Consider the following 19,195-nt stretch of genomic DNA (forward strand, 5'->3'; position numbering starts at 1 on the left):
TATGTATATTGCAAATATGGAAACAATAAGGAGGCATTGAGTTATTTTTAAGATTGTGACGGAGTTCCGCGCCATAGAAGTAAAATGCGAGTTTGTCCACATGCCATACGTATGCAGTCTAATAAATTATGTTAGGAAATTTGGTCATTTAGCTATAATGCATATAAACTTATTTACAAAAGTTTAACCCTAAATTTATTAGCATGGCTTGACTGATTCTCTGCTAATAAGGCAATTATAATTACAAAGGCTCTATAACTTTACATGAATAAATTGAAAGCAACCTCGTTTGATATTGCATACCGAGCTGGCGTGTCGCAGTCGACGGTGTCACGTGCCTTACGTAATTCCCCTCAGGTTAACGAAGAAACCCGCAAACGCATCCAAGCCATTGCCAAAGAACTCAACTATAAAGTGGATAAAAACGCCAGTAATTTACGTACACGCCATAGCGGTACAATTGCATTGCTGTTGTTTGAAGAGCTAGATGATACTGAATCTCACATTAATCCATTTTACTTGTCTATGCTGGGCAGTATTACGCGCACTTGCTCAAAAGAAGGCTACGACTTATTGGTTTCTTTTCAGCAATTTAGTGATGATTGGAGTGCAGATTATGCTGACACCAATAAAGCGGATGGGTTGATTTTATTGGGTTATGGCGATTACCTTGATTATGAAGGTAAATTAAATGAGCTAGTTGAACAAGGCACAAAATTTGTACGTTGGGGGGCTGTCGTTGAAGGCGAGCCTTGGTTATCAATTGGGTGTGATAATAAAAATGGCGGATATTTGATTACACGTCATTTATTGTCATTAGGGCGTCGCACGATTGCTTTTATTGGTGGTGCTGATAATCATAGTCCTGAGTTATATGAACGTTATAAAGGCTACTGTAAAGCGATTGAAGAAGCCGGTTATTATGTTGATTTGGGACTGCAATTTGATGCGGTCACAACTGAAATCGATGGCGCAAAAGCCTTGGAAAGGTTGTTAGCTTCTGAGAAAAAATTTGATGCTATTGTTTGTGCAAGCGATTTAATCGCGATCGGGGTGATCGGTGCCCTGCAAGAAAAAGGATTTCAGGTTCCTGAAGATATTGCTGTTGTTGGCTTCGATGATTTAACGGTTGCCCGTTATTCAAAGCCAGCATTAACCACTGTCCAGCAAAATACCAATCTTGCCGGACAGATGTTAGTTTATAATTTATTAAAACAGATTGATGAAGCGGAAGTTGAGACCCGTCATATACCTGCCAAATTGATAGTTCGAGAGTCTTGTGGCTCTAAATTGTAATGTGCTGTCGTTTTTGCCCAGCTTTTGTTTGGCCTAGAAAGCCAACCCTAAATCTCAAATAGTAGCCGATCTGTAATTTTAGTTCGGCCCTTATCTTTATTTCATATAACTAGTCTATCGAACTAGTATTAATTAGTTATATAGTTTTGCTAGTCTTAAATGCATTCTATTGACATATTATGTCTAGGAAATCAATGTATTAGGAAAAGGCATGAGTGACGATATTACTAAGTTCTTAAAAAGTGAAAGTGCTGGTGGCATACTTTTAATGGCAGCAGCGGTATTAGCAATGGTGGCTGCCAATTCACCCTTGTCAACGTTATATGCATCATTTATTGAATTACCTGTAGTTATTCAATTTGGCAACTTCATTATTGATAAACCTCTTTTATTATGGATAAACGATGGTCTTATGGCTGTCTTCTTCTTTTTGGTTGGACTTGAATTAAAAAGAGAAGTGCTAGAGGGCGAATTATCAGAAATTAGCCATGTTGTGTTGCCTGCTGTCGGTGCGATTGGCGGTATGGCTATACCGAGTTTAATTTATTTTTATTTTAATCACGATGATCCAACCGCGGTAAATGGTTGGGCTATTCCAGCAGCAACGGATATTGCGTTCGCTTTAGGTATATTAATGCTGTTAGGTAAACGTGTACCGTTGGCATTAAAAGTGTTTCTTGTTTCTTTGGCTATTTTTGATGATATAGGTGCAATTGTCATTATTGCCTTGTTTTATACATCGAAAATATCAGTGACGGCATTAATTATTGCCGCAGTTTGTATCGGGGTATTGTTTGTTATTAACCGGGGTAAAACCGGCAATTTAACCCCGTTTATTCTGGTTGGTGTGGTTATGTGGGTAGCTGTGTTAAAGAGTGGGGTTCATGCAACGTTAGCCGGAGTTATTTTAGCTATGTTCATTCCGATGCGCGACCCAAGGAATCCAAACCGCTCACCGTTACATGAATTAGAGCATGACCTTCATTCAGTTGTCGCGGTTGTTGTTTTACCTTTATTTGCGTTTGTTAATTCAGGTATTCCGTTAGGCGGTGTGGGGATCGCCCAGTTGTTGCATGATGTGCCCGTGGGTATTGCACTAGGTCTTATTGTCGGTAAGCAAGTTGGTATATTTGGCTTTTGTTGGGCAATGATAAAATTGGGATGGGCTGAATTACCGAAAAACGTCAATCTACCTATGTTGTATGGCGCGTCTTTACTCTGTGGTGTTGGCTTCACTATGAGTATGTTTATTGGCTCGTTAGCTTTTGAAGATACTGGCGAAAACCTAATTTTTGATGAGCGCTTAGGAATTATTGCTGGCTCTCTAGTTTCGGGTGTTTTAGGATACTTGGTATTGAATGCAGTACTGCCAAAGCTTAAAACTAACCCAACACATGCAACTAATCCTAGCCAATCGTAATTACTCTTCTTGGTCCATGCGTGCCTGGCTTGCTGTTCGCAAGTCGGGCCTTACATTTACCGAAACCTTGCTTGACCTTTCTGACTATCCACAGTTTAAACAAGATATTCAATCTTATTCGCCAACAGGCCTTGTACCTTGCTTGATACTTAAGGGTATACCTATTCATGATTCACTCGCTATTGTTGAAACAATAGCTGAAATGCAGCCAAATTTATGGCCGAGTGATCCCTTGATACGGGCTAAAGCACGGGCGGTGAGTGCCGAAATGCACTCTGGTTTTGTCAATATTCGCCGTGAAATGCCAATGAATATTCGCGCCAACAAGACAATTTTGCTTTCTAATCAGTGCTTAAAGGAAATAGAACGCATTTTTACTTTATGGCAGCAATGCTTGCTGCAAAAAAGTAGTGATCAGCCTTGGTTATTTGGTCGGTTCAGCATAGCTGACGCTATGTATGCTCCTATTGTGACCCGCTTTTTAACCTATGGTATCAGTGCGCAAAATAGTCAACGTCAGGTTATTGATGAATATATGCGTATTGTGATGAATGACGTCGATGTAAAATACTGGTGCGAGCAAGCGAGATTAGAGGTTGCGACTATGGCAATTGCCGATGATATTGGCCAACAGCAGGTAGGTGAATAATAATGGGTTTAGATTTATTAGATGTTATTAGCTTAGCCGTATTTATGTTTGTTTGGTATGGCTACACTATTTTTGCCCGTGGCCGAGCTAAACGAACGACTTGTTTATCGAGTGTCCTTATTATTTATCGAATAGATTGGATGCGCCATTTATTAGAGCGTGACAATCGTATTTTAGATGCGGCGTTAATGGGTAATATTGAAAAGAACATTAACTTTTTTGCTTCAACTACATTACTGATTATTGCCGGTGCATTAACGGCGATGGCATCTGCCGATACATTGCAACAAATGACCCAAACTGTCGATTGGGTGGATAGACAAACGGAAGCCGAGATCCAATTCAAATTATTATTTATTTGTGCAATTTTGGTTTTTACCTTTTTTAAATTTACTTGGGCCTTACGCCAATATGGCTTTGCCGGCGTGATGATAGGAGCTGCGCCAAACCACAATGATCCTAATGCAACTATCCAAATGAAGCGAGCCTTTGCGAGAAATGCGGGTAAAATTATTGATCAGGCAATGCACAATTTTAATAACGGGCTGCGCGCCTATTATTTTGCTCTGGCTGCTTTAGGTTGGTTTATTAATCCTTTTGTTTTTATCGGTTTAGGCTTAGCTGTTGTGTATGTGTTGTATCGGCGTGAGTTTTATTCGCGAACATTAAAAATGCTTGAAGAAGGCTTAGTGATGAGCTCTTATTATTTAAGTATTCAACAAGAAAAACAAAAAGAAGAAGAAAAGCGTCAACATCCTACGGCGTAACCAATAGGTAAGTAGTCATTATGCGGGTGAATACGCATTGTCGATAAATTAATAATGAGAAACTAAAAATAAAGAACGGAATGATCAGGTTTTGCTGTTCGTTGTGTTTATCGGGGCAATTTCAAGCGTGCTGTGCTTAGTGTCAAGAATATGACCTAGATAGGTGTAAGAATACGTTAAGCCGTATTCTTACGATAAACTTATTGTGTCACTTTGCCTTGGGCGAGCTCAAAGTATTTTCTGACACTCACGGTTTGGTCGTTAATTAAACGCTGGTAACAAATACCGGCAAACGCAAATGTTTTACCATTAAAACTTAAGTAGGTAGAAGGGGCATCGGGGTTTGAATCGTCGTAAATCCATTGTCCACCAATATATTTAATAAACACTTCACCTAAATAGGCACCAAACATATTACAGACGGTAAAAATAATTTTGTCTTTTTCTGATTCGTTATTGAGTAGCGGTAAACAGTTAAGAATAAGCTCATCAATTATTGCGATACTTTCAATGGTTTCGTCTAATTTTACTTGGAATTCATCATTAGCAAATTTAATAGCATCTTGCGCGCTATCGGCCATTAATTGTGCAATTTCGACTTGTTTCATATTGCGCCTTTGTTAATCGTTATAATTGTTACCCTAATATCGGCAGTTTAGGCAATTTAATCAAGCGATTAGCCTAATTTATTTTGTAGCAATAATAACAGCCCGTTGTGGAGCCGGATAACCTTCAATAGTCTTAGTGGGATCGGCTGGGTCTAAAAAGTCAACTAGCGACTCATTTTCCATCCACTCAGTTTTACGTTGTTCATCTAAACTGGTAACACATTTATCAACGACTTTGACATTGCTAAAACCGACTCGATGCAACCAATGAACGAGTGCGTCACAGCTTGGAATAAACCAAACGTTGCGCATTTTGGCGTATCTTTCACCCGGCACTAATACTTGATTTTGATCGCCGTCAATGACGATGGTTTCTAGTACTAATTCACCACCGTTGCGTAATTGGTCTTTTAGTTGTGCTAAAAAGTCCAGTGGTGATCGTCGGTGGTATAAAACCCCCATTGAAAATACCGTATCAAAAGCTTCTGATTTGGGTAGTTGCTCAATGCCTAATGGCAGTAAATGAATATCGGGACTTGGGTTATATTTATGAATGGCTTGAAATTGCGCCAAAAATAGTTGAGAGGGGTCGGCACCGACGACTATATCAGCTCCTTCACCTAACATGCGCCACATATGGTAACCATTGCCGCAACCCACGTCTAAAATAGTGCGGTCTTTTAGCTCACTAATATGAGGTAGCAAACGATCCCATTTCCAATCGCTGCGCCACTCTGTGTTTAAGTCGACACCTAATAATTCGTATGGCCCTTTACGCCAAGGCATAAAGTTTTTTAACAGGGCGATTAAGCGTTTTTGTTGTCCTTGGTTTATATCATCTGCACTACCAAAAGCGACTTTATCTTTTAGTTCGAGCACGCTTGGCTGGGCATCAGGTAAATTTTTTAAAGTTTTTTGCCATTGATGAAATTCACCATGCAAGGCATCTTTGTACCAAGCATCTAATAGAGCAGGTAAGGAGTGAATAAGCCCCTGTAACTTTGAGTTCAATATACGTTGGTAAAAGGCGTTAAACATAAAAAACCTAGTGAAATTATTTTATAGCAACCATGGAGGCAAAATTAAAGCATTGGTACCACTGTTGGTAGTGGTTGAATCCGGCATTTTTAAAACGTTGATAGTGTGCCGATAAATCATCGATCCGCATGACATTTTCTATGGCGGCGCGTTTTTGGCTAATTTCTAACTCGCTATAGCCGTGGGCGCGTTTAAAATCCAAATGTAATTCGTCAATGAGATCGTGACAGGGTTGGTCAACAAATTTGAGCTTCTCAGACAAAACCAAAAGACCACCAGGCTTTAAGCCTTGATAAATACGGTTGATTAGTTGTTGCCTGTCTGCTGGTTGCAGAAACTGCAAGGTAAAGTTAAGAATAACAATACTGGCGTTGTTAATGTCGATATTTAATATATCGTCACATAAGACTTGGGTAGGGAACGGGCTTTTGTAACCTTGTAAGTGTAAGCGGCATTTTTCAACCATATCGGCTGATTTATCAACCGCGATTATCTCAACATTGTTGGCTTTTATGGTGCGCCGCATCGCTAGAGTTGCCGTGCCTAAAGAACAACCTAAATCATATACATTGGAGTTATCTTGACAATGCACCTGAGCTAAATGGCCAATGGTTGAAATAATGGTTTGATAACCGGGAACGGAGCGTAAAATCATGTCTGAAAATACGTCGACCACGGCTTTATCAAAAACAAAATCTCTAACTTGTTCAAGCGGTTGCGAGTAAATATTGTCAGGTTGGCTCATGTTGATGAATACTCGTGACTAAAGGGGGCTAATTAGAGTGTTTCATTAAACGTTCTTTTTGACGCGACCAGTCTTTATCTTTTATGTCCGAACGTTTGTCATGGCTTTGTTTACCTTTTGCTAGGTAAATTTCTACTTTAACCCAGCATTTTTTCCAATACATGGCTGTTGCCACAATTGAATAGCCTTGACGATCACGAGCACCGATTAAACGGTCTATTTCTCGACGGTTTAACAGGAGTTTTCGGGTACGATCAGGATCCGCCACCACATGGGTTGAAGCGCTGTTCAGAGGCTGAATTTTCGCACCCAATAAATAGGCTTCATTGTTTTGAATAATGACATAAGCATCCGATAAATTAACCCTACCATCACGAATGCTCTTTACTTCCCAACCTTGCAGCTCGATACCGGCTTCGGTTTTGTCTTCTAAAAAGTACTCATGCTTAGCCTTGCGGTTTAAAGCAATCGTATTGGAATTGTTGGTTTTTTTAGCGTTCTTTTTAGCCATTTATCTACTTGTATTATTTAATAATTTATCTTGAGTTGCACTGGTTGTCAGTAGGTCAGCTATTATACGCATTGCGTACATTGGCGCTATCATAAAAACGAAATATAGCGTTAAATTCTGCATTATAGCTGCCGAATCCTTAACATCAGACACTATTGTGGTAGCATTTGCCGGTTTTCACTATCCGGAGCTTAAATTTTCATGGCCACTCTTCATCGCAGCGCATTAGTTATGCACAGTGCCAAAACTATGTATGATCTTGTCAATGACGTTGCCGCCTATCCGCAATTTTTACCCAACTGTGCAGATGCTAAGGTAGAAGAGCAATCAGAACGATATATGACAGGCGCTATTAAAATTGCTAAAGGTGGAATGAGTAAGTGGTTTACCACGCGTAATCATTTATGCGCGGCAAATAAAATTGAAATGAGTTTAGTTGACGGCCCATTTAAAAAATTGTCTGGGGTATGGCATTTTGAAGCGCTGGATGAGCACGCGTGTAAAGTGAGCTTAGATTTAGATTTTGAATTTTCTAATCAGTTGGTTGCATTAGCTTTTGGCAAGGTGTTTAGTCATGTGGCCAACAATATGGTTAAAGCTTTTGTCGATCGCGCCAATAGTTTACAAGCGAGCTAATGAATATGTCACAAATCACCATAGAAGTTACGTTTGCACTACCTCACAAACAAACATTATTGGCTATTTCCGTTAACGATGGCGAGACTATTGAAAATTGTATTTTGCAATCTGGGATTTTACGTGAATACCCCGAAATAGATTTAAGCGTTAACAAAGTGGGTATTTGGAGTCGCAATAAAAAGTTAAGTGATACTGTGCGCGAAGGCGATAGAATTGAAATTTATCGCCCCCTGATTGCTGATCCTAAAGAAGTTAGACGTCGCCGCGCTGAAAAAGCAAAACAAGAAGGCCGAGCTGATAAAGTGACAGGTGGGCGAGTTAACCCTTTGCGTGCTAAAGAAACGGATTGATTCTAGCTAAGCAGTATTATTAGTTCGCTTGATAGATTGTGAAACGATGAGTTTCGCTTCACAATCCTAATGTCATTGTACAAGTAAAGTTTAATTTCCCTATATCGTATCAATACACTTTAGTCACTTCGTTAAGTCAGCAACGAGCTAATTTTGCTACTGCATTGATATTCAAATGAGCTAAGTCTTGTTTAATCGCATTCTCATAATGTTTATGGATAAGTGATGTGATTGGTAAGTTTTTATCATTTGCCTGTAAAAAATACGCTAAGTCCTTTTCGACTAATTCAATCGGAAAAGCGGGGGCATAGTTGTCTGCTTGTATCGCTTTAGTTGCCCCAGCTAAGGCCGCACTACAGACCGGTAATTCCGTTAATGTATTAAGCATTTTATCTATATCGGTGTTCTGAATTTTCAGCCAGTGGATGAGTTCGGCCATCAGAGCAATTTGGCTACTAAATAGGGTATTAACTAGTAGCTTTACCGTCGCTCCGGCCGAAATATTACCCATTTGGAAAATTTTGCTAGCCATTAAAGACAATATAGGACTTATTCTTTCAAACGTGGCTGAATTAGATCCAACAAAATAAATCAGCTGTCCCGCCTCTGCTTGCGGCCTTGAGCCTGCTACGGGCGCATCTGCAAAAGCAACCCCATGCGCTTGGCAGTGTTGTGCAAGGGTATTAGTCCATTCTATGGATAATGTTGAGCTTTCAATGGCGACAGTTTGCTGATTAATGGTTGATAATGCGCCATTATTTTCATCAAGCCAGACTTGCCGAGAAGCTTGGTCGTCGCGAACCATACTAATAACGTAATCCTGTCCAATTGCTGCCTGAGCAGGCGTTTTTGCAATGATAGCTCCTTTATCCTTTAAGCGATCAGCCATACTTAAATCTCGGTTCCAAACGGTTACCTGATGTCCTGCGTTAATTAAATGCAACACCATGCGACTGCCCATTGCGCCCATTCCTAAAAATGCGATATTTGCCATGATACTTACCTTTTATTGATAGTGAATAATGTCGCAAAACAGTATGACTGTGGATTAATTTGCATTAAACTCGCTATTAGTCATGTTTGTGATGTAAAAAGTGCATTAATGGATGTTCAACAATTACACATCTTTGTCGAAGTGGTAAATGCTGGTAGCTTTGCAAAAGCCGCGCGGATATTAGATCGCGATCCATCATTGATTTCGCGTTCAATTGCCAGTTTAGAAGCACATTTGGGTGTAAGGCTGTTTCAGCGTTCGACACGCGTCTTGTCGCTTACTGATAGTGGTGCCCGTTATTTGGCAAGAATCAAACCGATACTTGACGCATTGTCGGAAGCTGAAGATGAACTGAGAGTGGAATCTGGCAAGGTATCAGGGCGGGTAACGTTAACGGCTTCTGTAGCATTTGGCCAAATGTGTCTTTTGCCATTAATGGCAGAGTTGATGGCGACTTTTCCTTTAATTGATTTGGATCTTAAACTGACGGACAGCAATTTAGATTTATTGGAAGAAAATATCGACTTGGCGATCCGTTTAACACCTGCTTTTGAATCGGATTTGATCGGTTACAAGTTATTTAACACGCATTACAAGGTGGTGGCTAGTCCTGAGTATTTGAACAATCACTCAAGTATTCAATCCCCAGACGATTTAGAGCACCATAAGTGCTTAGTATTTAGCATGGCTCAGTATCGAACCGCTTGGATGTTTATAAATAACGACGGGCAGCAAACGAAAATTAATATTAACAGTCAACTGGCGCTTTCGAGTGCTTTGGCTTTAAAAGAATGTACTAAACAAGGTTTAGGTGTTTGTTTGTTGGCCGATTGGCTGATTAAGGACGAAATTAAGCAAGGTAATTTAGTTGATGTATTACCTGAGTACAAAGTAACCGCAACAGATTTTCACACGGCGGCATGGCTGCTTTATCCATCACGGCACTACGTTCCGAATAGAGTTAGGGCGGTCATTGAATTTTTAAAAAATAAGTTAGCCGATAATAATTTTATCTAGCATTTGAACAGTAGAATCAAAGCTAGTTGGGCTAACAAAGTTTTGCTTGGTGCTAATCTCAATCGGCAAAATTTCTAACCAACGTTTGCAAACCCAGTTGGGGTTATCAAAATGGGTTTCACTATACAGTCGCTGTAGTTGAGGATGGCTAATAAACACGGCCTGCAGTTTGTCGGCAAGCGCTAAGGTTTGTGCATTGTGTGCTTGCCTGCGCCAGTGGTTAAGTGAAGCTATTGCTGCCATGCGTAAACCGTCATCCTCCATATAAACATTGTCTATTTTTACTAGTTTTTCCGCGAAAATAGTGATGTATAGCAGACCATCTTTTTTTTGTTCAAAATCAGTGATCGTGACTTTTGCACCCCACTTGGGTACGTTGAAAGGGCGGTCTTTTTTATGTAAACACAAAACAAACCCTTCACCTGAAACCGCTTGTTTGACCATGCGTATGTAGCGTTGTTCAAATATACGCAATTGGCTAATACCGCCTGGTAACAAGAATATATTCAGCGGAAAAAGCGCCAGCACAGGTTGACTAGTATTGGTTGAAGCTGTATCGGTTGCACCTGTGTTAGTTGTGCTAAGTGGTGAAGTTGCGTTAGTTGCGTTCAATTTATTGTTACATTGGGTTGTTTGTCTTAGTTTGTTTTACGTGTTTTTAATTGGCGATGATCACTTTTTAAGTGATAAATTCTTTGATGCTTTGGGTTAAACCTATATGCAAATTAGCTTGAAAATTAGGCTGGATAATTACCAAATAGAACATATGAAAGGAGTAGTCGTTGGTAAACATTAAAGGCCAATTTAGCTAGGCGCTAAGCTGGCTCTTGTGTGTTTTGTTAATAGCGCTAGATTATTTCAGCTTCTTGGTCAACGCCGTGTCTAATATTGACTTCGGCTAATACCATTTCTTTTAATTCGAGTAGATCGTCGTCATCTAAATCAGCAATATGGATATTGCCAAATATGCGCCTTTTCGCTAAGTCGTCTTCCGCGCAGTAGGTATGTGCAATGCCGCGCCCTGGCAGGGTTATCGGGAGTCCTTTTGAGCGGTCATTTAAAATAACGTCGCCGTCACAGAACATACATTTCATTTAATTACTCCAAATTTTTGTGTGCTACCGCTTAAACTTAAGCTCAACTTTATAAAATTCGCTAGTTTTTCGTGTAAAAGCCCAGCAATTTTTATGACTATATTTATGGTGTTACGCCTATTTTAAGCGGCAATCAGCTGACGTTTGCGTGGTTTTTGGTTTTTTTAGTTTGGCTATGTGTAAAGTGACTTCGCCAACTGGGAACGACCAAAAAAACATTTTTGTGCGGTTGATCAGGTTGTATTCATCCACTAAATACAACCAGTCATCTAACTTAAGTTTGACTTGGCCATTATCTGTTTGTGCCTTTAATGTGTATTGCCAATTCAAGGTATTACCTTGAACTTGCCCTTTAGCCGTGCCGATGACATCTCCTGCGGTGCCTGTTAATTTGTCACCTTGTTTAGTTAAGCGCCAGCAGCGCTTTTCAACCTTACCATCAGCAAAGTAAAATGTTTCGTCTAATACACCTTGGTTATCTTGCCAATCGCCAATAATCGTCGCAGTAAAGCGTCTAGTAACCTTGTTTCGGTGATCTTGCACTATGCCTGATGCAAATATAGTCTTCTCGCTCAGGTCTTATGGTTCATTGTCAGCGCTTACTCGCCCCAATCACATAGTAAAGCATATGCTCATGGGGCTCGAAGCTTGACGGCTTCCCCTAAAACCTGATCGCTTTGACTATCGTTCACCTTGGAAAAAACGTTCTAATTGTAATTGAGGCTTGTGGTTGACGTATTCTTCTAAATTAGCAGTACAAGATGTTAAACAAGTCATGGCGCCGAGAGTAAACAAGGCTTTAGTTTTAGATTTAATCATGATCCAATCCTAACAATTGATCTCGTTGTTGTGGGTATTGGCTGTTGGCACCAAGCCAAATGTTGATAAAAGCTTGGCAACCTTGACTATCACTAAACAAGGCATAGTAAGCCTTGTTAAAATAGAAATGACCAAGACCATTTTGGTCGATAAAAAAGCTAATTTGATCACCTTGTTTTACATTTGGCCAACTGTTGTCTAGCTCTACAATCCATTTACTTATCTTGTTTTTATCAAAACTTTGTTTTTGCCATTGATTAGCAGTTTCATCCAGTAGATCTTGTTTTTCAATGTCGCGTTGATATTGCAGGGTTAGGTATAAATTTCTATGTAAACCATTGGGTTCATTATTAGGCTGAGCGTCGGCATATAAATAGGCCTTGTATACTTTAAACCACAGCACTTTTAATTGAGCTTCGCCGACCAATCTATAATTTTGCGGTAATTCTGGTTTAGTTGAATTTGCCAGCGTATTTGTCGCTAAACCTAAGCAAAATATAGCTAGTAGTATTGGGTGAATATAAGCCTTTAACATTTTCTATCTTCCAGAGTTGTCATCGTCGTTTGAGTTTGATTGTCGTTGAGCCAGACAAATGCGGGCATTATTAGTGCCCAAAGTAATGCGATTATTAGGCTTGCTAGGCTAGTAGGTATACCAAAAGTAACAGCCTCTAGTTTTACCGCAGAATAGTAAGATAATGTGCCTCCCAGTGCGCCAAGCGCGACACAGAGTTTGTATTGGCCTGATAAAAATTTGAGTCCAGAACTTAGTGTTGTAACAAATCCGAACCACAGCACGAATAGCCAAATTGGTGGCATGGTTGATGTGTTAGCGGGAAAGTGTTTAGCCTCGGTTGGAAAAACAAATACACCTAAAACACTTAAAAGCCAGTCTAAGCAAAAGCCAAATGCGGCAAACAGTAAATACAAGCGCAATGAAGACATTGTTAAATTAAGCCAGTAACAATGTAGCGCAATTAACCCAATAACAACCCCCAGTAGTGTGTTAGCAAAAAGAACGCATAGCCCCCAAACGAGTTTAAATCCCAGTAAGCTCAGTAAAACCATCTGCCAAGTTACATCATTTCTGATCATGTCTTTCGCCTATATCCTTCGCTATATTTTAGCGCTAATGGATTTTTAACTGTTGTACGGCTGGGCTAATTTATTTGATCACAATGCATTTAGCCTGCATTTGGTTTTACTAGGTTATAGTCAAAGCGATCAGGTTTTAGGGGCAGGTTTCTAGTTCCAGACGAAACCTAAGTACTTACATCCATGTAAGCAAAGCCGTCAAAGCTACCGCATCCGTGCTCGCGCTCCTTACCTACATCCCTGTCTCTTGATCACAAGTTTCAGAAGCGCTTTTTTCGGTCAATGGAGGTGAAGTTTTACCACCTAGGCTTAGGAAAATACCCTCGTCATCCTCGCGCATGCGGGGATCCAGCGACTTTTGTTGGATAAACATAGTAAGGTTAAAGCAAAAGACACTGGGTTCCTGCCTTCGCAGGAAAGACGATACTTTTTTAAGTACTGAGTACTACCGCCTAGTAAAGTTTTTCTATCTACTTTTGGTCAATTTGTACTAATTAATATTTGTGTAGAAGAGACAGACCTACATCCATGTAGGCAAGCTTCGAGACCCCATGAGCATATGCTCTACTATGTGATTGGGGCTGCCGCTCTTAATGGAAGAAAGTGGATTTAGGTATTAGGACGACGCAGGAACCACAGTTTTCCTGTTCCAGACGAAACCTAAGTACCTACATCCGTGTAGCCAAAGTCGAGAGTAAGCGCTGACAATGAACCATAAAACCTGAGCGAGAAGACTATACATAGCAATACTTAGTGCATTAGGGTTAAGTACGAGTTTAGTCATAGTGGCTAATACAGCCGCGTGATATTGAGAATCCAAGTGTTGAAAGTGACTGGATGAGGTGTGTAGATAACGATCTTTTTGTTATTCCGGTGAAGATTACGTAGGCAATAAATCCGCTAAAATTAGTGGTTATACAGAAAAACAGCGAAAACCGTTTCTGTTGAAGTTAACGCTAATTAGGTGTTAAGCGCGCATATTTAAGGCATGGGTAAAATTGCTGCCATTGGTTAATGGAACAACGGAATCCGCAATAGGTGGTTTAAGTCGTAGGCAATAAGTGACAGTAAGAAAGAGGTTTAAACTTAAAGTGATTTGTGTGCCCATCTATGAGTATTTTCGACGGTTAAGTTGGATAACCTAGCATACATTGCTTAGATAAATTATTGATTTTCAATCACGTAGGGCTAGCCCTTTTACTTTTTGTTTATTTTTTATGTTGATTTTTTAGGTCAATTAACAACCAATTTATGATCTAAATCGTAATTTTTTTGACTATTACGATTTTTTTACAGATTAAACCTTGTGTTTTTAGCCAGATGACCCAAGCTCTATTATGTGCTTAGATTAATTTTATTATTTTTAGGCGCATAGTAAGTATTTCTAAACAAATAAGCTAAAACAACTGAAAAGGAATAGCTATGAGAATAGAACTTTCTGGCCATCACGTCGATGTTACCGACAATATTAAACAGCATGTTGATGAAAAATTTTCCAAGTTAGCCAGCCATTTTCCTTCTTTGTTATCAATTGATGTCATCATTACTCAAGAGCACGGTGAATATGTGGTTGAAGCCGTTACCAACTACGAAAGTGTACGTATTGCGGCGTCAGGTCATGATGCAGTCATGTATCCTGCAATCAATAAAGCTTGTAAAAAATTAGATGCTGCACTTAAGCATCGTAAAGGCCATTTGAAAGGGGACTTACATAAAAAACCAGAAGTGACTACACCTGAAATTGCCCATGAAATTATTCAAGGCATGGAGCTAAGGTAGTAAGCTAGACTTAAATTTATCTCTCTTCGGTTAGGCATTAAGTGCCTAACCTAATCGCTAATAGAGTAGTCGGCGCTTAAGCGTTGACTACATCAAAACCCCAGCACATCATTTCTACAGTTAAATACAAAGTATAGCCAAAGCGATCGGGTTTTAGTGCAGGAAAGGCGGTACTTTTTTAACCATTAATTACTACCTATTAATCCGTAATTTTATTCGACTTTTGGTTAGCTTGTGATAATTAATATTTGTGTAGAAGAGACAGACCTACATCCGTGTAGCCAAAGTTGAGAGTAAGCGCAGACAATGAACCATAAAATCCGAGCGAAAAGACTATATAGTCAAAGCGATCAGGTTTTAGGGGAAGCCGTCAAGCTTCGAGACCCCATGAGCATATGCCCTACTATGTGATTGGGGTGAGTAAGCGCTGACAATGAACCATAAGGCCTGAGCGAGAAGACTATACTAACTCGTTAATAATCGTTCCGACAACATTACCTACGTTATCAGGTAAGGCATCAGTGGCTTGTTGATTTTTAGCAAAGGTTTGTAAGCCGACCAACTCATTGGTGAGTGAATCCCCACCGTCTAACGAATTTAAGAATTTACTGGTTAATCCGATCTGTTGACTGGCAGTATTGGCTAATAAGTCTTGCGTGGTTAAGGCTTTATTTTCTTGCTCTTTGTTTAACGCAGTACTGAGTAAGTCACGATTTTGACCGCCACTATTACCAAAAGTGGAGCTAATAATCGCACTGTTTATACTGTTTTGTACACTACCGATAGCCATGGGGCGTTACTCAAAGTTTACCTACTACACAACTAGTTTAGCTAAAAAAATGTTTAAATTCTAATCAAAAATGGTGATTAACTCTCAAGTTTAAACAATTATACAGTACAGCTTGATATCCCTCTTTACAGGATAGGCGATAGATCGGCTTAGAAGTTGGTAGGATAGTTAAGTTAGGAGAGTTAAGTTAGGCTAGTTAGGGCTGAGAAGTCGGTCAACTATAGTCAAAGCGATCAGGTTTTAGGGGAAGCCGTCAAGCTTCGAGACCCCATGAGCATATGCTCTATTATGTGATTGGGGCGAGTAAGCGCTGACAATGAACCATAAGACCTGAGCGAGAAGACTATATTGGCTGTCTTGTTATTTGTTCTTTAAATATGCAACTGCTTGAATAAACCCACAAGCTAGGCATTTGTTACCTAGCTTGTGTTGATTCTAAAATTTGCGTTAGTAACGCTTATTTAGCAATAGATGCTAAGTACTCCTGCACTTGTGATTGTAATACTTCGGTTGATTCTTGCAGTAAACAGTCGAGGTTACGATCACCTGATTTCACTTTGCCTTTTGATTGCACAAAGTTTACCGCCGCTTTTTCTAACAACTCACCTAGAACAATAGGCTGTTCAAATCTAACGCTTGGGTTAGCTTTACAATATTGGCTATAGGCATAAAGTGTTTCAATAATGGCGGCTTTAAAGTAAATCGGGTGGAAGTGTTGGATCAACTTATCGAGTAAAGAGGCAAAACTTTCTTCACGCGATGTCATGGAGCTACGAATTAATTCGCAATCTAATACTTCTTCTGCATCTACATGCTCTGCAAAAATGAGTTTATTGGTGTTGTCTAAGCTTTGGTAAATATCGCTAAGAAACTCATCATCAAAGCGCGTAATAAGGCCACGTGCTGAGCGCCACTCTAACCAGTCAGTATCTAACGCATGTAATCCTTTTTGCGTGCTATGTTGGGCAATACTGGCCGCTACATCTAAATTGTACTCTTGGTATTGAATTTCAAGTGTCGCTTGTACTTTACTCATTAACTCAAATGGCGCAAGTGAACCTAATACTTGATAGGTCATGTCGCTGCATTCTGCATGATTGGCGCATACGGCTAATAAATTGTGTAAATCAATAGAACGTAAACCATTAAACAGGCTGGTATTGGTTCGAATGGTATAGCCTAAAATGACCAACAATTCTTGCACTAAGCTTCGCTCTAGTGGTGATTGCGTAACCTTATCAATAGCCGTAATTAATTCGTCAAGGTCGATGTTGGCATGGTCAAAAGTGATATGCTGATTAGCACCAATTGTGATCGCAATGTGTCGTGCACACAACAAGGATAGATCTTCTGATATATCACGATGAGCATAGTTCAATACAGAGAAACACTGCCGAGCCGTTAACCAGTTTTGTTGATATTCAGCCTCACTATAAATACCTTCAACCAACTGTTGGAACGTAATACCCGTACCCATTTGTTGTTCCATGGTAAATTCGCTTAGCCAAGCATCCAGCTGTTGTGCACTGGCTTGATCTGTATCTAGTTTATTTAATGCCGTGGCGATATCCTTGTTTAATAGACTTAAATCAAAGCTGTAATGCTGAGTTTGTTCACAAGGTTCAGAGCTGGCTATTGGAGTGACTTGACGGTTGTTAACCCATAAATGATTAACACGTGACGCACGGAAAGCCAGTGCAGCCGAAGCGTAACCAACGTTGCTGGCGGTACTGCGTAATTGTAAGTCTTTTAATGTACTGAATAATACATTAGCGTCTTTGGCGTCACACATGGCTTGGTCAACCATATAAGTGAATACAGCCGCTTCTTCATTTATCCAATGGCGAGCAATATGGTTTAGCTCGCTGGTTAAATTAGCACTGGCCAATTGAGCATCAAATAACTGGTAGTCTTTAGCTTCGTGTTGCAAGCTAGACAAGCATAAATACTCTTGTTTATTTATGTTGTAGGTTTGCGCGGTTGCTAGCCCTTGGAAGCGGCGCTTGGGGCGACCTGTCAGGTTTAACGAACTATTTTTACCCACAATTTGATAAGTGTCGACCAAGCTAGCGGCAGACATGACTTTTAACGGATGGATATCGTCAATTGATTCTGCGACAACACCATTAGCCGCCAGCTCTTTTTTCACTTTATCGTTTTCAGCCAGAACCACTAAGGCAATTTGTGTTTTATTTTTAGCGGTTGAGCGGTTACGCAATTGCAATGGGTCTAAATCGTCTTTTTCGATTAAACCTGTATCAAGCATTAAGCCGGTATAATATAGGCTTTGTGCCCAAACAAGAGGTAGATTTTCGTTCGGAATACGTTGTTGCGAACCCGGTTTTTTGCGTTCAGCTTCAATTTTATCTTCAGGCACAATATAAAGCTCGGGTAACAATCCTTTACCGTCGATATGTACCATAACGGATTCCAACTTATCACGATAAGCTTGAGCTTGTTGTTTATCATCTTCAAATAAAGATTGAATGTATAAATAGGTATAAAATAGTGGCCATTCACATTCAATACTTTCAAAGTTAGCTAACTCTGAATGCTCATAATGAATACGGCTGTGATCTTCATTTGCCGCTTGGTGGCCATCCCATAAAAAGCGTTTACAACCGTATTCGCCGCCCAGTTCAGTTAAAATTTTATTGCGGGTTTTTTGTACTAAGGCTTCATCACCCACTGCAAATGCCGGATAACCAATAATACTTAAAATTGCACTATCGACTTCTTTAGAAAGTGATTCACGAGGCAATAAACGCGCTAGCGTATTTCGTGCACGCGAGACAGCATCTGGGATTGTGTGTACCACTGCACGCGGAGAGCCATTAGGGCCAAATAGGTTAAAACCATCTAATGCTTGCAGTGCCGCTTTCGCCATACCGACTGAGCTGGCATTTATTTCAGTTTTACCATTATTGATTTTGTTGCCGCGCTCCCAAATGCCATAATCTGGAATACGATAGGCAAAGGCGATGTAGTAGATAAGGTTTTGCACAAAATCGACTTCATCTAAGGTGTTGATAATGCGTAATCCTGACGCCGTCATTTGCGCTATCATTAATAAAAAGATAGACGTCGCATCAATTTGTAAATGTCCCCATTCTGCGTCACCTACGACAGGTAAACCCGTATGTGTGTCGTATTTGGCATGCAAGCAGTCCATTGAGTCCAAGGTATGTTTGAATGTTTCTACCTTGTCGGCTTGACGCATCATTGACTGTAACAGGCCTCGCATGAGTTTAATGGTGGCTTGTTCTAGCTGGTCTTTGCGCTCGGTTTCGCCATGGCGTTTATATGCCATGCTTAAACCCCAAACACTCAATATCGAATAAACATTGTCGCGCACCCATGCATCGGTATAATCGCCGTGTGTGGTGATGGCGGTACTGGCCGGCAGTAACCCGGTAACAGGGTTTTGGCGGTTCAAGATGATTTGTTTAATATCTTTGTATAAGGTATTGAGTAATTCAGTATTTTTCATATGTTTTGTCTTGGGTTGCTGCGGGGGGTAGAAGCAATAGTCACTGATACTGCTGGCACTAGCGTCTTTTTTTGCCAATTTATTCATTGAGTAT

At 40.1% G+C, this 19,195-nt stretch carries 21 protein-coding genes; 8 read left to right on the top strand and 13 right to left on the bottom strand.

The window, feature by feature from the left end:
* The first annotated feature begins 264 nt into the window (after positions 1-264).
* From C2869_RS12640 to C2869_RS12655, 4 genes are all read left to right on the top strand, one after another.
* On the top strand, positions 265-1,296 hold the full coding sequence (locus C2869_RS12640) for a LacI family DNA-binding transcriptional regulator (RefSeq protein WP_108603280.1): 1,032 nt from the start codon (positions 265-267) through the stop codon (positions 1,294-1,296).
* 211 nt (positions 1,297-1,507) lie between these two features.
* Positions 1,508-2,716, top strand: a complete 1,209-nt coding sequence (gene nhaA, locus C2869_RS12645) for a Na+/H+ antiporter NhaA (RefSeq protein ID WP_108603281.1) — start codon at positions 1,508-1,510, stop codon at positions 2,714-2,716.
* Positions 2,691-3,365, top strand: coding sequence for a glutathione S-transferase family protein (locus C2869_RS12650; protein WP_159084155.1), 675 nt, complete (start codon positions 2,691-2,693; stop codon positions 3,363-3,365). The genes nhaA and C2869_RS12650 overlap by 26 nt, the downstream gene beginning before the upstream one ends.
* Positions 3,366-3,367: 2 nt before the next feature.
* Positions 3,368-4,132 carry a DUF599 domain-containing protein gene (locus C2869_RS12655; protein ID WP_108603283.1) on the top strand — a complete coding sequence of 255 codons (765 nt, stop codon included), beginning with the start codon at positions 3,368-3,370 and terminating at the stop codon, positions 4,130-4,132.
* A 200-nt stretch (positions 4,133-4,332) separates the two neighbouring features.
* On the opposite strand, the gene C2869_RS12660 is transcribed toward C2869_RS12655, so the two are convergent.
* From C2869_RS12660 to smpB, 4 genes are all read right to left on the bottom strand, one after another.
* Positions 4,333-4,740, bottom strand: a complete 408-nt coding sequence (locus C2869_RS12660; protein ID WP_108603284.1) for a hypothetical protein — start codon at positions 4,738-4,740, stop codon at positions 4,333-4,335.
* A 78-nt stretch (positions 4,741-4,818) separates the two neighbouring features.
* Entirely contained in the window at positions 4,819-5,778 is a 960-nt protein-coding gene (cmoB, locus tag C2869_RS12665) for a tRNA 5-methoxyuridine(34)/uridine 5-oxyacetic acid(34) synthase CmoB (RefSeq protein WP_108603285.1), read from the bottom strand.
* A 16-nt stretch (positions 5,779-5,794) separates the two neighbouring features.
* Entirely contained in the window at positions 5,795-6,523 is a 729-nt protein-coding gene (cmoA, locus tag C2869_RS12670; protein WP_108603286.1) for a carboxy-S-adenosyl-L-methionine synthase CmoA, read from the bottom strand.
* 28 nt (positions 6,524-6,551) lie between these two features.
* Positions 6,552-7,034 (bottom strand): SsrA-binding protein SmpB, encoded by a 483-nt coding sequence (gene smpB, locus C2869_RS12675; RefSeq protein ID WP_108603287.1) that lies wholly within the window; start codon positions 7,032-7,034, stop codon positions 6,552-6,554.
* A 201-nt stretch (positions 7,035-7,235) separates the two neighbouring features.
* On the opposite strand from smpB, the gene C2869_RS12680 reads away from it, so the two are divergent.
* Positions 7,236-7,670 carry a type II toxin-antitoxin system RatA family toxin gene (locus tag C2869_RS12680; protein WP_108603288.1) on the top strand — a complete coding sequence of 145 codons (435 nt, stop codon included), beginning with the start codon at positions 7,236-7,238 and terminating at the stop codon, positions 7,668-7,670.
* On the top strand, positions 7,670-8,023 hold the full coding sequence (locus C2869_RS12685) for an RnfH family protein (protein ID WP_108603289.1): 354 nt from the start codon (positions 7,670-7,672) through the stop codon (positions 8,021-8,023). Before C2869_RS12680 ends, C2869_RS12685 begins: the two co-directional genes overlap by 1 nt.
* Before the next feature lie 136 nt (positions 8,024-8,159).
* Here the strand turns inward: C2869_RS12685 and C2869_RS12690 are convergent, their stop codons facing one another.
* The gene (locus C2869_RS12690; protein WP_108603290.1) at positions 8,160-9,017 is read right to left on the bottom strand and encodes an NAD(P)-dependent oxidoreductase; all 858 of its coding nucleotides are present in this window, start codon (positions 9,015-9,017) and stop codon (positions 8,160-8,162) included.
* Positions 9,018-9,038: 21 nt separating this feature from the next.
* On the opposite strand from C2869_RS12690, the gene C2869_RS12695 reads away from it, so the two are divergent.
* Entirely contained in the window at positions 9,039-10,034 is a 996-nt protein-coding gene (locus tag C2869_RS12695; RefSeq protein ID WP_199915566.1) for a LysR family transcriptional regulator, read from the top strand.
* Here the strand turns inward: C2869_RS12695 and C2869_RS12700 are convergent.
* From C2869_RS12700 to C2869_RS23150, 6 genes are all read right to left on the bottom strand, one after another.
* On the bottom strand, positions 10,011-10,646 hold the full coding sequence (locus tag C2869_RS12700; RefSeq protein ID WP_108603292.1) for an LON peptidase substrate-binding domain-containing protein: 636 nt from the start codon (positions 10,644-10,646) through the stop codon (positions 10,011-10,013). The two genes, C2869_RS12695 and C2869_RS12700, sit on opposite strands and share 24 nt — an antisense overlap.
* A gap of 236 nt (positions 10,647-10,882) precedes the next feature.
* Positions 10,883-11,128: a hypothetical protein gene (locus tag C2869_RS12705; protein WP_159084156.1), complete on the bottom strand. Its 246-nt coding sequence runs from the start codon at positions 11,126-11,128 to the stop codon at positions 10,883-10,885.
* A gap of 117 nt (positions 11,129-11,245) precedes the next feature.
* Entirely contained in the window at positions 11,246-11,704 is a 459-nt protein-coding gene (locus C2869_RS12710; RefSeq protein ID WP_108603294.1) for a DUF3833 family protein, read from the bottom strand.
* A gap of 105 nt (positions 11,705-11,809) precedes the next feature.
* Complete coding sequence (locus C2869_RS22495) at positions 11,810-11,947, bottom strand: hypothetical protein (protein ID WP_159084158.1); 138 nt, start codon at positions 11,945-11,947, stop codon at positions 11,810-11,812.
* Positions 11,940-12,482 carry a chalcone isomerase family protein gene (locus C2869_RS12715; protein ID WP_108603295.1) on the bottom strand — a complete coding sequence of 181 codons (543 nt, stop codon included), beginning with the start codon at positions 12,480-12,482 and terminating at the stop codon, positions 11,940-11,942. The genes C2869_RS22495 and C2869_RS12715 overlap by 8 nt, the downstream gene beginning before the upstream one ends.
* Positions 12,476-13,042, bottom strand: coding sequence for a DUF2878 domain-containing protein (locus C2869_RS23150; RefSeq protein ID WP_108603296.1), 567 nt, complete (start codon positions 13,040-13,042; stop codon positions 12,476-12,478). Before C2869_RS23150 ends, C2869_RS12715 begins: the two co-directional genes overlap by 7 nt.
* A 1,422-nt stretch (positions 13,043-14,464) precedes the next feature.
* Between C2869_RS23150 and hpf the strand changes: the two genes are divergently transcribed.
* Positions 14,465-14,821 (top strand): ribosome hibernation-promoting factor, HPF/YfiA family, encoded by a 357-nt coding sequence (hpf, locus tag C2869_RS12725; protein ID WP_108603297.1) that lies wholly within the window; start codon positions 14,465-14,467, stop codon positions 14,819-14,821.
* 460 nt (positions 14,822-15,281) lie between these two features.
* Here the strand turns inward: hpf and C2869_RS12730 are convergent, their stop codons facing one another.
* The gene (locus tag C2869_RS12730) at positions 15,282-15,611 is read right to left on the bottom strand and encodes a hypothetical protein (RefSeq protein ID WP_108603298.1); all 330 of its coding nucleotides are present in this window, start codon (positions 15,609-15,611) and stop codon (positions 15,282-15,284) included.
* Positions 15,612-16,068: 457 nt separating this feature from the next.
* The gene (locus C2869_RS12735; RefSeq protein WP_228710660.1) at positions 16,069-19,188 is read right to left on the bottom strand and encodes a glycoside hydrolase family 15 protein; all 3,120 of its coding nucleotides are present in this window, start codon (positions 19,186-19,188) and stop codon (positions 16,069-16,071) included.
* Positions 19,189-19,195: the final 7 nt, after the last annotated feature.

Source organism: Saccharobesus litoralis (assembly GCF_003063625.1).
In the GTDB taxonomy this organism is placed as follows: Bacteria; Pseudomonadota; Gammaproteobacteria; order Enterobacterales; family Alteromonadaceae; genus Saccharobesus; species Saccharobesus litoralis.